The organism is Alphaproteobacteria bacterium US3C007 (assembly GCA_034423775.1).
GTDB lineage: Bacteria > Pseudomonadota > Alphaproteobacteria > Rhodobacterales > Rhodobacteraceae > Thalassovivens > Thalassovivens spotae.
In genome coordinates, this window is sequence record CP139918.1 from 3,061,393 (window position 1) to 3,077,736 (window position 16,344).

The 16,344-nt window shown below is 49.4% G+C and carries 13 protein-coding genes, 3 tRNA genes and 1 riboswitch; of the genes, 7 read left to right on the top strand and 9 right to left on the bottom strand.

Annotated features, from left to right (window positions below; genetic code table 11):
* Position 1: 1 nt before the first annotated feature.
* Both cobW and UM181_14565 read right to left on the bottom strand, forming a co-directional pair.
* Positions 2–1,039: a cobalamin biosynthesis protein CobW gene (gene cobW / locus UM181_14560; protein WQC62522.1), complete on the bottom strand. Its 1,038-nt coding sequence runs from the start codon at positions 1,037–1,039 to the stop codon at positions 2–4.
* Positions 1,036–1,413 carry a DUF1636 domain-containing protein gene (locus UM181_14565; protein ID WQC62523.1) on the bottom strand — a complete coding sequence of 126 codons (378 nt, stop codon included), beginning with the start codon at positions 1,411–1,413 and terminating at the stop codon, positions 1,036–1,038. Before UM181_14565 ends, cobW begins: the two co-directional genes overlap by 4 nt.
* A 97-nt stretch (positions 1,414–1,510) precedes the next feature.
* Positions 1,511–1,734: riboswitch (cobalamin riboswitch) on the bottom strand.
* A gap of 37 nt (positions 1,735–1,771) precedes the next feature.
* Here UM181_14565 and cobO point away from each other — a divergent pair.
* A complete protein-coding gene (gene cobO / locus UM181_14570; GenBank protein ID WQC62524.1) occupies positions 1,772–2,380 on the top strand; it encodes a cob(I)yrinic acid a,c-diamide adenosyltransferase in 609 nt (202 codons plus the stop codon).
* Between the two features lies 1 nt (position 2,381).
* A complete protein-coding gene (locus UM181_14575) occupies positions 2,382–3,827 on the top strand; it encodes a cobyric acid synthase (protein WQC62525.1) in 1,446 nt (481 codons plus the stop codon).
* A gap of 12 nt (positions 3,828–3,839) precedes the next feature.
* On the opposite strand, the gene UM181_14580 is transcribed toward UM181_14575, so the two are convergent.
* Together UM181_14580 and UM181_14585 are read right to left on the bottom strand one after the other, a co-directional pair.
* The gene (locus tag UM181_14580; GenBank protein WQC62526.1) at positions 3,840–5,006 is read right to left on the bottom strand and encodes a serine hydrolase domain-containing protein; all 1,167 of its coding nucleotides are present in this window, start codon (positions 5,004–5,006) and stop codon (positions 3,840–3,842) included.
* 204 nt (positions 5,007–5,210) lie between these two features.
* Complete coding sequence (locus UM181_14585; GenBank protein WQC62527.1) at positions 5,211–5,810, bottom strand: 2-hydroxychromene-2-carboxylate isomerase; 600 nt, start codon at positions 5,808–5,810, stop codon at positions 5,211–5,213.
* 357 nt (positions 5,811–6,167) lie between these two features.
* Here UM181_14585 and UM181_14590 point away from each other — a divergent pair, with 357 nt between their 5' ends.
* Positions 6,168–6,542 (top strand): rhodanese-like domain-containing protein, encoded by a 375-nt coding sequence (locus tag UM181_14590; protein WQC62528.1) that lies wholly within the window; start codon positions 6,168–6,170, stop codon positions 6,540–6,542.
* Positions 6,543–6,782: 240 nt separating this feature from the next.
* Here the strand turns inward: UM181_14590 and UM181_14595 are convergent.
* A tRNA-Val gene (locus tag UM181_14595) sits at positions 6,783–6,858 on the bottom strand.
* A 179-nt stretch (positions 6,859–7,037) separates the two neighbouring features.
* Positions 7,038–9,446, bottom strand: a complete 2,409-nt coding sequence (lon, locus tag UM181_14600) for an endopeptidase La (protein WQC62529.1) — start codon at positions 9,444–9,446, stop codon at positions 7,038–7,040.
* Positions 9,447–9,839: 393 nt separating this feature from the next.
* Here lon and UM181_14605 point away from each other — a divergent pair.
* Together UM181_14605 and UM181_14610 are read left to right on the top strand one after the other, a co-directional pair.
* A tRNA-Asp gene (locus tag UM181_14605) sits at positions 9,840–9,916 on the top strand.
* A gap of 28 nt (positions 9,917–9,944) precedes the next feature.
* Positions 9,945–10,021: transfer RNA gene (locus UM181_14610), tRNA-Asp, on the top strand.
* An 80-nt stretch (positions 10,022–10,101) separates the two neighbouring features.
* On the opposite strand, the gene ispG is transcribed toward UM181_14610, so the two are convergent.
* Genes ispG through hemA form a run of 3 tightly spaced genes read right to left on the bottom strand, consistent with a single transcriptional unit; the run spans position 10,102 to position 13,877 of the window.
* Complete coding sequence (gene ispG, locus UM181_14615; GenBank protein ID WQC62530.1) at positions 10,102–11,232, bottom strand: flavodoxin-dependent (E)-4-hydroxy-3-methylbut-2-enyl-diphosphate synthase; 1,131 nt, start codon at positions 11,230–11,232, stop codon at positions 10,102–10,104.
* A gap of 56 nt (positions 11,233–11,288) precedes the next feature.
* Positions 11,289–12,602 carry a helix-turn-helix domain-containing protein gene (locus tag UM181_14620; GenBank protein WQC62531.1) on the bottom strand — a complete coding sequence of 438 codons (1,314 nt, stop codon included), beginning with the start codon at positions 12,600–12,602 and terminating at the stop codon, positions 11,289–11,291.
* 51 nt (positions 12,603–12,653) lie between these two features.
* Positions 12,654–13,877, bottom strand: coding sequence for a 5-aminolevulinate synthase (gene hemA, locus UM181_14625; GenBank protein ID WQC62532.1), 1,224 nt, complete (start codon positions 13,875–13,877; stop codon positions 12,654–12,656).
* 160 nt (positions 13,878–14,037) lie between these two features.
* Here hemA and UM181_14630 point away from each other — a divergent pair, with 160 nt between their 5' ends.
* Both UM181_14630 and UM181_14635 read left to right on the top strand, forming a co-directional pair.
* Positions 14,038–15,453 (top strand): M20/M25/M40 family metallo-hydrolase, encoded by a 1,416-nt coding sequence (locus UM181_14630; protein ID WQC62533.1) that lies wholly within the window; start codon positions 14,038–14,040, stop codon positions 15,451–15,453.
* Positions 15,453–16,340 (top strand): alpha/beta hydrolase, encoded by an 888-nt coding sequence (locus UM181_14635; GenBank protein ID WQC62534.1) that lies wholly within the window; start codon positions 15,453–15,455, stop codon positions 16,338–16,340. The genes UM181_14630 and UM181_14635 overlap by 1 nt, the downstream gene beginning before the upstream one ends.
* Positions 16,341–16,344 lie beyond the last annotated feature (4 nt).

Sequence of the window (16,344 nt, forward strand, 5' to 3'; positions counted from 1 at the left end):
GCTATCCTTTCAGTGTGCTTTCGATTGCGTTTCTGTCGATGTGATCATGTTCGGCAATCACAACCACGCGGCCCATACGCATTTCATCTGGGGCCCATGGCCGATCATATTGTGCGCGCACGCGCGCGCCGACAGCCTGAACGAGCAAACGCATTGGTTTGCCTTTTACCGCGGCATAGCCTTTCACGCGCAATATATTTTGCCTCTCAGCTAAGATTTCAATACGCTTGATAAGGCTTTCTGGGCTTTCAAGCTCGTCCAGTCCGATCACCACGCTGTCAAAATCTTCATGATCATGTTCGGGCACCCCATCATGATGCGAAGGACGCGCGTGCAGATCATCTTCGGCCGCTGCTTCTAGCCCCAATACGACGCGCGGATCAATATGCCCATCGGCCACTTCGATCACGGGCAAACTGCGCGGCGCTTCTGCGGCGATCACCGCTTTGGCTTTGGCAATGCCCTCGGCGCCAGCCAAATCAGGCTTTGTGAGCAAAATCAAATCGGCGCAAGAAATCTGATCTTCAAACACTTCGGATAAGGGGGTTTCGTGATCTAAGCTTTCATCAGCGTCTCGCTGCGCGGCAACGGCAGCCAAATCAGGCGCAAATTGGCCTGCGGCTACTGCTTCGGCATCGGCCAAAGCAATCACCCCGTCGACTGTGATTTTTGAGCGAATATCTGGCCAGTCAAAAGCCTTTAAAAGTGGTTTTGGCAGCGCCAGGCCGGAGGTTTCAATTAAAATATGTTCCGGACGTGGTTCAAGTTTCATCAGGCGTTCCAGGGTCGGGATGAAATCATCCGCGACCGTGCAGCAAATGCATCCATTGGCCAATTCAAGAATGTTCTCCTCTGGGCAATTGGGGATCGCGCAGGATTTAAGGATTTCACCGTCGACCCCCACATCGCCAAATTCGTTGACAATAATGGCCAGCCGTTTGCCGCCTGGATTTTGCATCAAATGGCGGATTAACGTGGTTTTTCCAGAGCCAAGAAATCCGGTAACAACGGTGACGGGAAGTTTTGTTAGATCGTTCATGAAGCAGCCTCAATTGGGGGAATACGCGCGATGCAGTTTTTTCGGAAATGTTCGGGCCTTTCGCGCCAGGGAACGCGTCCATCAGCGGCATCCAGATATCGAGATGCGCCATTCAATATGGTTTCAACATCCTGCGCTGGATCAAGATTGCCATAGACGTAAGTCCAACGGTTTTCGCCGCGCAACACGATGGAGCAGCCATGATCACAATTTGCCAAACAGGAAACAGCCGTCAGTTTTATATTTTCGGGCAGCGCTTCTTGCTTGATTGCCTCGAAAAGTACAGTGCCTTGGCGCTTTTCATTATCTGGCTCCGCGCGCCCCGCGCGACAAGACGTACAAACCAGCAACTCAATTGAATCCGTTTTTGACATTATCTTCCTCTGGCAGCGCGTCGGAACGCAAGAAAACCAGACAGAGGCCAGCAGGGCATGCAAGAACATGCTCCGCCTCCGACACACCCCGTCCGGATCCGGTTGTTTTTATGTTGGCAGGTCTCCCGGCTTACAGCTTTGAAGGCGTTGCCTTCACAGATGCGTATCCTTCCCAGCATTTGCCAGTGGTATACACGCGTCTTCGCTGCTCACGGTCGCGGGGGCGGCTGCGTTTCGATATTCCGACGTACTCCGTCGAAAAACTGAGTGCATTCCCTCTTCGCCTGTCCTAGAACAAGAACCAACATCCATTTGCAATGGGCCATGCAACGTGGCGTGTCAAGAAAAAGGAATTCCTATGGTCGATGAAAATCAACGACACAATCAAAAGATGCGCAAAATCAAAACGGCGCGCGATAAGATGATGCAGAGCAAAACGGATGAAAAAGGCCTTATTATTGTTCACACGGGCGCGGGCAAGGGGAAATCTTCTTCTGGCTTTGGAATGATCATGCGGTGTATCGCGCATGAGATGCCCTGCGCGGTGGTGCAGTTTATTAAAGGCACTTGGGTGACCGGCGAACGCAAGTTTTTGACAGAAAATTTTGCCGAGCAATGCAAGTTTGTAGTTTCGGGTGAAGGGTTTACCTGGGAAACGCAAGACCGTGAACGCGATATTGCTGCGGCTCAAGCCGGCTGGCATCGGGCAAAAGAGCTTATCCTTGATCCCGAAATTCAATTCGTTTTGCTTGATGAAATCAATATCGCGCTGCGCTATGATTATATCGATATCGATGATGTGATTGCCTTTTTGAAAACAGAAAAACCGGAGATGACGCATGTATGTTTGACCGGACGCAATGCAAAGGATGATTTAATTGATCTTGCGGATTTGGTGACCGAGATGGCGCAAGTCAAACATCCCTTCAAACAAGGTATCAAAGCACAATTTGGCGTTGAGTTCTAACATGCCAGCCTTAATGGTTCAGGGCACCGGGTCAAATGTAGGCAAGTCTTTGCTAGTGGCCGGGTTGTGCCGCGCGGCCAAACGGCGAGGGCTGAGCGTTGCGCCATTCAAGCCACAAAATATGTCAAATAATGCAGCCGTCACGTCAGATGGAGGCGAAATAGGCCGCGCGCAGGCGTTACAAGCCTTGGCGGCGGGCTGCGCTGCAGTCTGCGACATGAATCCGGTTTTGTTAAAGCCAGAAAGTGAAACGGGTTCGCAAATCATAGTTCAGGGTAAACGCTATGCCACGGCGCGTGCAAAAGATTATTCAGCGTTAAAACCAAAGCTGATGCCCTTCGTTTTGGAAAGTTTTCAACGCCTAAAATCCACGTTTGATTTGGTAATAGTGGAAGGGGCTGGTAGCCCCGCAGAGGTGAATTTGCGGCCTGGCGATATCGCCAATATGGGCTTTGCTTGCGCGGCGGATGTGCCGGTTCTTTTGGTTGGTGATATTGATCGCGGCGGCGTTATTGCGCAAATGGTGGGCACGAATAGCGTTTTAGATCCAGAAGATAATAAGAAGATATTTGGATTTATTATCAATAAGTTTCGAGGTGATCCTAACTTGTTTTCTGCAGGTTATGAAATGATTTGCGCGAAAACCAATTGGCGGGGCTTTGGGATTGCGCCTTATTTTGATCAAGCATGGAAGCTACCTGCCGAAGATGCGTTGGACATCGCAACCCCACAGCGGCCTGGTAAGCCGCATATCGTGTGCTTGGGATTGTCACGTGTCGCAAATTTTGATGATCTGGATCCGCTGAGCAATGATCCAGAGTTACAAGTAACGGTTTTACGTCCTGGCCAAGCCATCCCCGCTGATGCGCGTTTGGTGATCGTGCCTGGCAGCAAATCGACATCGGCCGATTTGACCTATCTGCGCGCGCAAGGCTGGGATATTGACCTTAAAGCGCATCGCCGGCGCGGTGGGCATATTTTGGGGATTTGTGGTGGGTATCAAATGCTAGGAAACGTCATCGATGACCCTGAGGGAATTGAGGGCGTATTCGGCAAAACAGAAGGCCTTGGCTTGTTGAAGGTAAACACAATCATGTATCCCAAAAAGCAATTGGGCCAAGTGAATGCAATACACCCGCCAACACAGCAAGAGTTTAGCGGATATGAAATTCATATCGGCCAAACGCAGGGCCCAGATACGCTGCGCCCTTTTGCTCAGCTTAATGGGCGCAACGAAGGCGCCATAAGCGCGGATGGTCTGGTCATGGGCAGCTATTTACACGGTATGTTTTCGAGCGATGGGTTTCGCCATGCGTTTTTAAAGGGTTTGCATATTCAAAGCAGTGCGCAGGCCTATTCGCAAACTGTCGATCAAACGTTAAACGCTTTGGCCGATCACCTTGAAAAGCATTTGGATATTTCCGCTTTACTTGCCTCTGCACGCTAAAAACAACGGTTTTTATAGCGTGGCATAGACTGCGTTGAGCATATCTTCATGTAACGGATGATTGCTGCCCATGAATTGGGTCATAATCACGCCCGTGATCTGTCGTTGCGGGTCTACCCAAAAATAGCTTTGCGCGGCGCCAGACCAGCCAAACTCGCCAAGGGTTGTAGGCACAACGGCCTGACCCACATCAGTCATAACCCGGCCAAGCAAGTTCCACCCATAGCCGGGAAACGCTTGCCCAGAAATGCTGAGAGGCACGGCAGAAAGCGGCAGGCGATTGGCGCGCATAAGGCCAACCATGTCATTGGAAATCATTTTTTCGCCGGTATCTGAATTTCCCGTCAGTAAAAACCTTGCAAAGGCGCTGTAATCCTGCGCCGTTGCATAAAGACCAATGCCGCCGCGACGAAACTCTGAGGATTGCTCTGGATACATGCGGGCGACGTCATTTTCCTCGAGCACGTGTTCAATTTTATTTAAAGGCGCAATGGCTTCCAATTTGTAGCGCCCGTAATTTGTCATTAAACGGGGCAATTGCGCGTCGGACAAACGAAACCCTGTATCGCTCATGTTAAGGGGATCAAAAATATACTCTTGTAGCAAAGCATCAATCCGTCTGCCGGTTACGCATTCGACAAGATGCGCCAGTACATCGATCGACATACTGTAAAGCCAGCGTTCTTTTGGATGAAAGGCCAATGGCAGTTGCGCCAAGGTGCGTATCATTTCGCGAAGGTCTCGCGCGCCATCAGCAAGAATCTCTGCCTTGCGATAATAGGGGGCAATATGGCAGCCAAGGTTAAATTCATAACTGAACCCAGCCCGATGGGTCAGTAAATCTTCAAGCGTTATCAATTTACAAGCAGGCTCTAGTGATCCATTTGGCGTCAAAACGCGCATCTTTGAAAACTGTGGATCGTATTTAGCGATTGGATCAGAAAGCCGCATCAGCCTTTTTTGAACCAGCAACACGGCAAGAGCTGCAATGATCGGCTTAGTCATGGAGTATATGCGGTAAATAGCACGATCGGGAATGGGCGTTTTACAGGCATAATTTGCATAGCCCGAACGCCCTTCTAACCGCAGTTCGCCCGCTTGCTCAATGCGCCACTCAATGCCGCTAAACAATTGTTTTTTGATATAATCATCTGCACAATTTTTAACTTCATTCGACATAATCTTGCCCTTGGCTTTGCCGCTTGCACAACACAGGCATAGCCTGAGGTCTGTAAAGACTATTCATTTAAATCCTTAGAGGCAATCATCTTCAAAACTACGAAAGGCGGTTTGGATCACGTGGATTGCGCTATGCGCGGGTAAGGTATGGCGCTGCCTGGCATTTTGCACGGCGTTGCACAATAAATGGGCCGTGCCGTGGGTTTAGGGCAATGATTCCAGCATGGTTTCAAGATCTATCAGGCTGTGCTTGCCAAAAAACATATCCTCATTGGCGATGAGCGTCGGGGCGCCAAAAACACCACGGGCCACCGCTTGAGACGTAGTCTGGATCAAAGCGGCTTTTATTGCGGGATCTTGAGTTGCAGAAAGAATCTCCTCCGCGGGCAAGCCAGCTTTTTCCATAACCCTTAGGGCGGTGACCGGATCATCCATTTTTTCTTGATCAACCCACATGGCGTGGAACATTGTATCGCGATAGCTCTGTTCCCAAGGTTTCCCGAGCGCAAATATCGCCCCGCGCATCAGCGCGATGGTATTAACAGGAAAATGGGGGTTTAGCTGAAAAATGATCTTGCGGTTTTCTACAAAACGTTCGGTCTCACGGGCTTCATAGGCGAGTTTCCCAGCCACATTCGCGAAGGCTTCCATTGGGCTTTTATTATTGGTTGCTTTGAACACACCGCCCAGCAAGATCGGCCGAGATATAATTGGAACTCCATACGTCTTTGCAATCTCTGGCAGCGTTTTATGCACCAAATAGGCATTCGGGCTGCCAAAATCATAGTAAAATTCTATCTTCATGCCGTATCGCTCGCAGAGAAAAACATGATGCCTATCTTATGGATTAACCTGCGAGGTGTTTGGATTGCTGTCAATATCAGGCATAATATTTACCTATGGGTTTTTTTTAAAGATTGCTTAAAGCCTAAAACTCAGCGGTAAAAAGTAAAAATATAACGTTTTGATGTCTGTTTTTCGATAACGCGCGGCAAAAATAAGTTTTTAAGTTCAAGAAGGCGCCGGCGCCGATCTTAAAAACAGCATTGGGCTGTTGGCCTCTGCGTGCTTTGCTTTCTGCCGGCAGTGTCCTATGTTAGCGGCAGAATATAAACTTAATCAAAGGCGGATTATTCGCCCGAACTTGCACAGGACTAAAAGATGAAAACATCAAGCGATTATCTACAAGATGCCAATGCGGTGGTGCCGCGTATTCAAGCGACAGAGGCGTTGGCCTTTTTTGATGATGGCGAAACCGTATTTTTGGACGTACGCGACAGTTCTGATATAACGGCCTCAGGTACGGTTGCGGGCGCCGTTCGGATCAACCGCGGGTTCCTTGAATTTGCTGCGGATGACGCCACAAAATTTCACAATCCGCGTTTGCAAAAAGAGGCCCGGATTTGTGTTTTATGCGCAGCGGGTGGACAAGCCGCTTTGGCGGGCAAAACATTGGTTGAGATGGGCTATAGCAATATAATCAATATTGGAGGCTTTGGCGATTGGCAGGCTGCAGGGGGCGCAACAGAGGCTTAAATCGGCACGGTGCGCCAGGGTCGCACTTGGTATTTTCTAAAACACTAGTCAAAGGCCTGCGGGCCTTTGATATCATCTATCAAAGCCACGCTGTGAGGCGTTGATAAGAAAACAGAAAGAACGACAAAGCCCTACGACAGAGCGGTTTCATTTATGTTCGGTGATCGGCTCGAATACATATACAAGATTTGTTCTCGCCTTAAAGACCAAAATTATTATTCGAACAATTCAAAGGGAGTATGGTGGGTGATAAGAGACTCGAACTCCTGACATCTTCGGTGTAAACGAAGCGCTCTACCAACTGAGCTAATCACCCGCAAAAAACCGTCTAAACAAAGCTTCAAGCAGACGCAAGAGGCTAGGGGAAAAATAGTGCCATTCTTCGGGTTTGCTGTGGCGTTTTTTTAAGATTTTTAAAAAAGTTTGACTACGCTGCGACGGGCTTTAAAAACGAAACTCTGGCCAAGGCTTGATGAGCCTCGGCCAGAAAAAACGTTAATGCGTTGTCGCAGGTGCCGTAGACGGAGCGTTAAGCGCTGCGGCCGCTGCTGCAGCTTCCTCTGCAGCCTCATCCCATTCTATTGCATCGGGCGTTGCGGTTAAAGCATTCGCAATAACTTCTGAAACATGACTGACGGGAATGATGGTCAACCCCTCCTTCACATTATCAGGAATTTCAGCCAAATCTTTTTCATTTTCTTGCGGAATTAAAACCGTTGTGATGCCGCCGCGCAGCGCCGCGAGCAGTTTTTCCTTTAATCCACCAATGGCCAAAGCATTGCCGCGCAATGTTACTTCGCCCGTCATTGCGATGTCTTTGCGTACAGGAATCCCGGTTAAAACCGACACGATGGAGGTTACCATCGCTAAGCCAGCGCTTGGTCCATCTTTTGGGGTTGCCCCTTCGGGAACGTGTACGTGAATGTCCAACCGATCAAATAGGGTTGGCTTCACACCAATTTTGGGGCTGATTGAGCGCACATACGAACTTGCCGCATCGATGCTTTCTTTCATCACATCACCCAGCTTACCGGTTGTTTTCATGCGTCCTTTGCCAGGCAGCTTTAAGGCCTCGATTGAAAGCAAATCACCCCCAACCGAAGTCCAAGCCAAACCTGTTACCACGCCGACTTGATCTTCCTTTTCAGCCAAACCGTAGCGGAATTTCTCAACGCCCAAGAAGTCGCTGATATTATCCGCCGTAACCTCCAGCGTTTCGACCTCTTTCTTAACAATTTTAGTAACAGCTTTTCGGGCAATCTTTGCGATTTCACGCTCAAGATTTCGGACGCCGGCCTCGCGGGTGTAGCGCTGTATAATACTGCTTAATGCATCCTCTTTCAGCGCCAGCTCACCGTCTTTTAAACCGTGATTCTTTAACTGCTTGGAAAGCAGGTGCCGTTTCGCGATTTCGCATTTTTCATCTTCGGTATAGCCAGAGAGCGGTATGATTTCCATCCGGTCTAGCAAGGGCCCGGGCATGTTGTAACTATTTGCGGTGGTCAAGAACATCACGTTGGAGAGATCATATTCAACCTCTAAATAATGATCCGAGAAGGTGGCGTTTTGTTCCGGGTCAAGCACTTCAAGCATCGCCGATGCCGGATCGCCCCGAAAATCTTGCCCCATCTTGTCGATCTCATCCAAGAGGATCAATGGATTGGTTGTTTTGGCTTTTTTTAGCGCTTGAATGATTTTACCCGGCATTGAGCCAATATAGGTTCTACGATGACCTCGAATTTCAGATTCATCGCGCACCCCACCTAACGATATGCGAATAAATTCCCGCCCCGTTGCCTTGGCGACAGATTTGCCAAGCGAGGTTTTTCCGACACCGGGAGGGCCAACCAAACACATGATCGGACCCTTCAGCTTGGTGCTCCTTTGCTGAACAGCAAGAAATTCAACGATGCGTTCTTTCACCTTTTCAAGACTGTAATGATCACGGTCCAACGTCTCTTGTGCGCGCCCAAGATCCTTCTTGACGCGAGATTTTACTCCCCATGGAATGCCTAAAATCCAATCAAGATAATTGCGCACAACCGTGGCTTCGGCAGACATTGGGCTCATATTTTTGAGCTTCTTCAATTCCGCATCAACTTTTTCTTTGGCTTCTTTGCTTAGCTTGGTTGCCGCAATCCGGCTTTCCAGTTCGGCCACTTCGTTTTGGCCTTCTTCGCCGTCCCCCAATTCTTTTTGAATGGCCTTCATTTGCTCATTTAAATAATATTCACGCTGGGTTCTTTCCATTTGCGATTTCACGCGGGTTTTGATTTTCTTCTCAACCCGCAGAACGCTCATTTCGCCCTGCATATGACCGTATATTTTTTCTAAACGCTCACTGACCGATAAAATTTCAAGCAATGCTTGCTTTTGCTCAACTTCAATTCCCAAATGGCCCGCAACCAAATCGGCGAGCTTGGCCGGATCACTCGCTTCCGCAACTGCCCCTAAGGCTTCTTCGGGAATGTTCTTTTTAATCTTGGCATAACGTTCAAATTCATCGCTGACCGTGCGCACGAGGGCTTCTAATGCATCAACATCGCCCATGGTTTCGGATAAACCTTCAGCGCTGGCTTCAAAAAAGTTTTCATTTTCAACGAATTCAGAAATGTGGACCCGACTTTTGCCTTCGACAAGAACTTTAACGCAGCCATCGGGCAGTTTGAGCAATTGCAAAACATTCGCTAATACCCCGGTTTTGAAAATACTATCCGCTGTTGGCTCATCTTCTGATGCGTCGACTTGGCTTGAGAGGAGTATCTGTTTGTTATCATCCATAACCTCTTCCAGCGCCCGTACGGATTTTTCACGCCCCACAAAGAGTGGTACGATCATATGCGGAAAGACCACGATATCTCTTAACGGCAAAACGGGATATGTTGGCGCGGTGGTTTTTGTCATGTTTCATCCTCAATGACGGCAAGGTAGCGCGATTCCCTTTTAGGGGAAGGCGGCCCTTTTGCGTTTCTTCTAACGTATACATAATAGTCGATGCCGTTGGTTTCAACCATATGCGGCGTTTATTAAAGCAGGATCTTTTGGTTTGAGCGGGCATGCCTCGCGAAAGCGTTTTGGAGAATCAACTCTCATTCAAACGCAAAGATTGCCCATCGATTAAAAGCAAAACAGATAGCTCTAGAAGATTTTTTTGTTTTTAGGCAGCCCGTGCAAGCGCTGGCAGAGAAAATTGAAATTTTAGTTTTAAGGAAAGAGTGAGATTTTGGTTCCGGCCTTCTTGACGCGGGCTTACGTGAACCGTAAGAGAGGCGGTATAAGCTTGTTTGGTTTCAGATAGCGGTTGTAGCTCAGTTGGTTAGAGTACCGGCCTGTCACGCCGGGGGTCGCGGGTTCGAGTCCCGTCAACCGCGCCACTGAATGCCAAACAGTTTAAAAGATTGCGCGGTTGTAGCTCAGTTGGTTAGAGTACCGGCCTGTCACGCCGGGGGTCGCGGGTTCGAGTCCCGTCAACCGCGCCATTTCTGTTTCGTAAAAGTGAAAATTTGAAAAGCTTTCTGCGTTGGCGGTCAGGTTCGCCCGCCCCAAGGAAGAGGGTTAGTTACTCGGCCGCAGATATAAGTTTTTCGTCCGCCTCGATTTCAGCCGCGCGTTTTTCAACAAGCTCAACAATGTGATCCACCATATTTTCATTGCCGATTTTGTGGTCTTGCTTTCCGGCCCAATAGACCATGCCGCTGCCCGCGCCGCCGCCGGTAAACCCAACATCAGTCATCAAAGCTTCGCCGGGACCATTAACAACACAACCAATGATCGATAGGCTCATCGGTGTTTTGATATGTTCAAGCCGATTTTCCAAGGCTTCAACCGTTTTGATTACATCAAACCCTTGCCGCGCGCAGCTAGGGCAAGAAATGATATTTACGCCACGATGGCGCAATCCCAATGATTTCAGAATTTCATATCCGACTTTGACTTCCTCAACCGGATCAGCAGAAAGCGAGACGCGGATCGTATCGCCAATTCCCATCCACAATAAATTGCCCAAGCCGATCGCAGACTTAATCGTTCCGCTGGTCAATCCGCCGGCTTCTGTAATTCCCAAATGGATCGGGGCATCCGTAGCTTCTGCCAGAGCTTGATAGGCAGCGGCTGCCATAAAAACATCTGAGGCTTTACAGCTGATCTTAAACTCATGAAAATCATTATCTTGTAAGATTTTGATGTGATCCAAACCACTTTCAAGCATGGCATCTGGGCAGGGTTCGCCGTATTTTTCTAACAAATGTTTTTCAAGCGATCCGGCATTAACGCCAATACGAATGGAACAATTATTGTCTTTGGCGGCTTTTATGACTTCTTTAACGCGATCTGGTGCGCCAATATTGCCTGGATTGATACGCAAACACGCCGCGCCTGCCTCCGCCGCCTCAATACCGCGTTTATAATGAAAGTGGATATCTGCAACCAAGGGAACCGAACTTTCCTTGGCAATTTCCTTGAAGGCCTTGCTGCTGTCCTGGTCGGGCACCGAAACACGCACAATGTCAGCTCCTGCATCTGCTGCGGCAGTTATTTGCGCGAGGGTGGCTTTTACATCAGTTGTTAAGGTGTTGGTCATCGTTTGAACCGAAATCGGCGCGTCTCCGCCAACCGCGATATTACCAACATGAATTTTTCGCGATTTTCGGCGGTAAATATTTCGCCAAGGGCGTACGGAATTCAAGGACATATCTGGTCTCAGTGGTTATTAAAAAAAGGCCTCAAGAAAAAGCCATTACTGTCAACTTACTCTGACATTCTGTCGGTTGTAAAGCTTGACACCGTCGCTTCTGCTACAACCCGCTCTAAGACCGGATCAAGATCCAGATTGGCTGGTTGATAATTGGCCATCAAAGACCTGGCTGACAGCTCGACGTTTTTGACCACTTTGCCTCCAGTGCCGGCCGGGCCATATAATTTTCCCTCAACGGCAAAATAAACTGAGCCCGACATACCCGCCCGCAACATAGGGGCCATTTCAGTTTGAGGTAGGATAAATTCTTCGCCCGCTTTCATCGTGTTTTCAAAAATTCGGCTTCCATCAGGCGCTGTCACCCGCACCCAAGCATCTCTAATAGCAAATAGCGCCAGCGTCGGCGGAGCGGTTTCGAGCACTTGCGGCGTAGCGATTTGAGCAAGCAGCTCTGCTTCGCTTGGCAGGTTTTTCTCAACATCTGCCAGTATCTCGCCGCCGGGATCCGCGGCGGGGTCTGGTTGAGGAATGAAATTGCCGAAATCTGACGGATTTAAGGATGATATAGGAGCATCCCGGGCTGTAAGTATGGGAAAATCGAGCGCCTGTGGACGATAAAGTCGATCAAGTTTCTCAATGTTTAGGCGTTGGTCTAAAGCGTTTTTTGTAGCCTCAGTTTGTGGAAACTGCACCGAACCCAATGGATCTAAATCCGATAAAACGATCGGCGTGTTTTCCGCTGGTGTCAGTTTTACTTGCTGCACTTCTTGCAACAAAGACCAGGCCCCAAATCCGATAACACCGATGAGCGATGCCAACACAGCCACGGAGGCAATGGCACGCATTTCTAAGGTTTCCAAGAACCCGGCATCGGGCGGCTCCATCGCCAAGGGCGATGTTTTGAATATATCAGTTGAACCCGCATTGTTTTGCTTGGGTAAAAGGGGCGCTAAGGATTGCGGCTTTTTGGCGCTTGACCCTTGTGCCAGCGCGCTTAAGGTTTGAAAGCCGCTTTCTGCACAAAATTGTTGAAGAACCTCTTCGCTGTCCATGCCCAGGTATTTTGCGTAAGATCGTACATAACCTGCAACAAAACCTGGCGTGTCAAACGCGCCGGGGTCACAGTTTTCAATCGCAGATATGTAGGATGCTTTAATCTTAAGGTCGCGTTGTACATCAAGCAACGATTTGCCAATGGTCGCGCGTTCGCCGCGCATGGTGTCACCAAGCCGCAGCTCGAAATCGTCAAACCCTTTCGGTCTTGCCGTTTGTGCACCCTCTAGCTCGGGTGCCGCTTTGTTTTTTTTGCTCTTTCGCCTCAGCGCTCCAGCTCCCAATACTCGAGACCGAATCGTTCTTATCCACATAACTCGTGATCTGATAGCATAATTGAGTAAGAATTACACTTTAGGGTTACTTTACGCCGAGTTTTCGGCACGATTCAGCGCGCAATGCGCCCAGAGCGTATCCATTGCCCTGACCAATGCGTCAATTTCCGCCGGCCCGTGAACAGGGGATGGCGTGAAACGCAACCTCTCGGTTCCACGCGGCACCGTTGGGAAATTGATAGGTTGCACATAAATACCAAAATCTTGAAGCAACATGTCAGAGAGTTTTTGCGTATGAACCGGGTTGCCGACAATCACGGGAACGATATGAGAGCCATGGTCGATAATCGGCAATCCGATCCCCTTTAAACGGTACTTTAAAATCTTAGATTGCGTTTGATGTTGCGCGCGCAAATCTTTGTCAGATTTCAAATGCGCGACGGAGGCTGCGGCCCCCGCTGCGACCGCTGGAGGCAGCGAGGTCGTGAAAATAAACCCGGGCGCGTATGAGCGGATCGCGTCACACAGTTTTGCGCTAGCAGCAATATATCCGCCCATAACCCCGTAGGCCTTTGCAAGGGTGCCGTTGATGATATCGATGCGATGCATCAACCGATCACGTTCGGCCACGCCAGCACCACGTGCGCCATACATACCCACCGCATGCACCTCATCAAGATAGGTCAGGGCGTTGAACTCATCTGCTAGATCGCAAATTTCAGCAATCGGCGCAAAATCCCCATCCATCGAATAGATTGACTCAAACGCGATGAGTTTCGGGACCTTCGGATCATCGGCTTCCAGCAATTCGCGCAAATGGGCAAGGTCATTATGGCGAAAAATGCGTTTACTTCCGCCATTTCGACGAATGCCTTCGATCATCGAGGCGTGATTTAGCGCATCCGAATAAATGATTAAATCCGGAAAAAGCTTTGGCAAAGTAGACAGAGTTGCATCATTGGCAATATAGGCGCTGGTAAAAAGCAACGTGCTTTCTTTACCATGCAGGTTGGCAAGCTCATCCTCAAGCCTCTTATGATACACGGTTGTCCCAGAAATATTCCGCGTACCGCCAGATCCTGCACCCGTGGCGTCTAACGCTTCATGCATCGCGTTCAAAACTGCCGGATGCTGCCCCATTCCCAAATAATCATTGCCACACCAAACCGTTACCGGTGCGTCGGTTCCATCGGGGCGGTGCCATGTCGCGTGAGGAAAATTGCCTTTGTCGCGCACGATATCTATAAACGTGCGATACCGCCCCTCATCATGTAAACGGTTTAAAGATTGATCTAAGAAATCATTATAAGTCAATCTACGGCCTTCCATCTTTTACCAAAAGCACCAAGGGCTTTTCCAATCACTACTCTATAAACCTCATCGACATGAATGCACCTAAAGTCAAGGGTGACTGGACAGCGCGGGAACACATGCTAGGCTTAATACTCATGCACACATATAGGGTGGTTTGAAAATGTCGCTAGCCCCAGTTCTTGCGCGGATTGACGCAGATCTTGAAAATGCAACGAAGCGGTTGTTGGACTTGTTACGGATCCCTTCTATTTCGACAGATCCCGCCTTTGATAAGGCATGTGATACTGCCGCTGATTGGCTTGTGGATCAATTGCGCGCCATAGGGGCAGAAGCGCAAAAACATCAAACGCCGGGAAAACCGATGGTTATGGGCAGTTTTAAAGGATCTTCAAATCCGGATGCGCCGCATATTTTGTTTTATGGCCATTATGATGTGCAGCCCGCCGACCCGCTCGAATTATGGCATCACGATCCATTTGAACCAGCCGTAGAACAGACAGCGCATGGACAGGTCATTCGAGGCAGGGGGAGTTCAGACGATAAAGGCCAATTGATGACCTTTGTCGAAGCCTGCCGCGCGTGGAACAACGAACATGGGCAAATGCCGTGTAAAATAAGTTTTTTCTTTGAAGGCGAAGAGGAAAGCGGGTCTCCGAGTTTGGTTCCTTTTATGGAAACGCATAAAGAAGCGCTGAAGGCTGACGTGGTTCTAATTTGCGATACTGGTTTATTTGATGATCGGGTTCCAGCAATCGTTACGATGTTGCGCGGTATGGTTAGTGAAGAAGTGGTGGTGCGCGCTGCCAACCGCGATTTGCATTCAGGTCTTTATGGGGGGATGGCGCGCAATCCACTGCATGTGCTCAGTGAAATTTTAGCCAGCTTGCATGATGAAACTGGCCGCGTGCAGCTGCCGAGATTTTACGATGGGGTGCGCGATATACCGCCCCATTTGTCAGCGCAGTGGCAGAGCCTCAACTTTTCGCATCACAGCTTTCTTGGCGAGGTCGGCTTGCGGCTGCCGGCGGGCGAAACAGCTTACAGCCCGCTTGAACATATTTGGGCGCGTCCGACCTGCGAAATCAACGGGATCTGCGGCGGCTACACAGGCGAGGGGTTCAAAACGGTTTTGCCAAGCCAAGCCTCTGCTAAAATCAGTTGCCGTTTGGTCGAGGGGCAGAATCCAGAAAAAATCCGTGCAGCTTTGCATGCGCATGTCTCGTCCTATTTGCCGGCTGATTGTACGGTTGAATTTATTTCTTATGGGGCCTCACCCGCGGTTGTTATGCAAAGTGACACGCCGCTATTTGAAATCGCCCGCGCCGCGCTGAGCGCCGAATGGGAGCAAGAGGCGGCCTTTACCGGCTGCGGAGGATCGATACCGGTTGCCAGCCATTTTCAAGATATTATAGGCGTCAGCCCCATGCTGATTGGTTTTGCAAAAGACAATGATCAAATTCACTCTCCAAATGAAAAATATGATTTGCAAAGCTTTCACAAAGGTATTCGCAGTTGGGCGCGGATTTTAGAGGCGCTCTCGGTTGATAAGCGATCTCAACAAATGGCAAAAAATTGATGTTGGACGGGTTTCAGCATAAAATCTGCGATTTGAACGGAGTAAAAATTGCCTATTCCGAACGTGAAGAAAGCAAGGGAAAAGCGCCACTTCTTTTGCTGCATGGGTTTCCGCAAAATCGGTTTATGTGGAGCCGAATTGCGCCGATTTTAGCCGAACACTTTCATGTGATTTGCGCTGATTTACGGGGCTATGGTGGCTCGTCCAAGCCAAAAGGCGTTGCCGAATACAGCTTTCGAAAAATGGGCCAGGATCAACTGGAGCTTATGACATCTTTAGGGTTTGACCACTTCCATTTGATTGGGCATGACCGAGGCGCGCGCACCGCATATCGGATGGCTCTTGATGCCAGCGATCGGATTAAGTCTTTAACGGTTATGGATATAACGCCCACCCATTTTTTGTTGGATGCGCTTAAGTCAGAGGTTGCGCGGGCGTATTATCATTGGTTCTTTTTGGCGCAACCCAGCCCGTTTCCCGAAACTTTGATCGCCGCCGATGCCGATTATTACTTTGAAAGCTGCTTGCTTGGCTGGGGCGGCAGCACATTAGAGCAATTCGATCAACGCGCGCTCGACGCCTATCGCAAAACTTGGAGGGATCCCGCAACGATTGAAGCGATGTGCAATGATTACCGCGCTGCGCTGGATTATGATTTTGATCTGGATCAGCGCGATTTACCCCGCCAGCTTGATCTGCCCGCCTTGGTGATGTGGGGCGCGGGTGGCGCAATGGATAAATCCTTTGACCTGCCAGAAACCTGGCGCGCAAGGCTGAAGCGGTTTGAATGCAGCACGATTGCCGGCGGGCATTTTTTTCCAGACATCCATCCAAAAGATACGGCGGCGGCGCTGCTTTGTTTTTTGAAGCCGTTAAGCGATTATTAAAAGC

Coding starts and splice junctions, on each gene's coding strand:
- UM181_14585 (WQC62527.1), bottom strand. CDS start 5,810: ATGAAGATAGAATTTTACTATGATTTTGGCAGCCCGAATGCCTATTTG.
- UM181_14635 (WQC62534.1), top strand. CDS start 15,453: ATGTTGGACGGGTTTCAGCATAAAATCTGCGATTTGAACGGAGTAAAA.
- UM181_14590 (WQC62528.1), top strand. CDS start 6,168: ATGAAAACATCAAGCGATTATCTACAAGATGCCAATGCGGTGGTGCCG.
- cobO (WQC62524.1), top strand. CDS start 1,772: ATGGTCGATGAAAATCAACGACACAATCAAAAGATGCGCAAAATCAAA.
- UM181_14630 (WQC62533.1), top strand. CDS start 14,038: ATGTCGCTAGCCCCAGTTCTTGCGCGGATTGACGCAGATCTTGAAAAT.
- lon (WQC62529.1), bottom strand. CDS start 9,446: ATGACAAAAACCACCGCGCCAACATATCCCGTTTTGCCGTTAAGAGAT.
- UM181_14575 (WQC62525.1), top strand. CDS start 2,382: ATGCCAGCCTTAATGGTTCAGGGCACCGGGTCAAATGTAGGCAAGTCT.
- cobW (WQC62522.1), bottom strand. CDS start 1,039: ATGAACGATCTAACAAAACTTCCCGTCACCGTTGTTACCGGATTTCTT.
- ispG (WQC62530.1), bottom strand. CDS start 11,232: ATGTCCTTGAATTCCGTACGCCCTTGGCGAAATATTTACCGCCGAAAA.
- UM181_14620 (WQC62531.1), bottom strand. CDS start 12,602: ATGTGGATAAGAACGATTCGGTCTCGAGTATTGGGAGCTGGAGCGCTG.
- UM181_14580 (WQC62526.1), bottom strand. CDS start 5,006: ATGTCGAATGAAGTTAAAAATTGTGCAGATGATTATATCAAAAAACAA.
- UM181_14565 (WQC62523.1), bottom strand. CDS start 1,413: ATGTCAAAAACGGATTCAATTGAGTTGCTGGTTTGTACGTCTTGTCGC.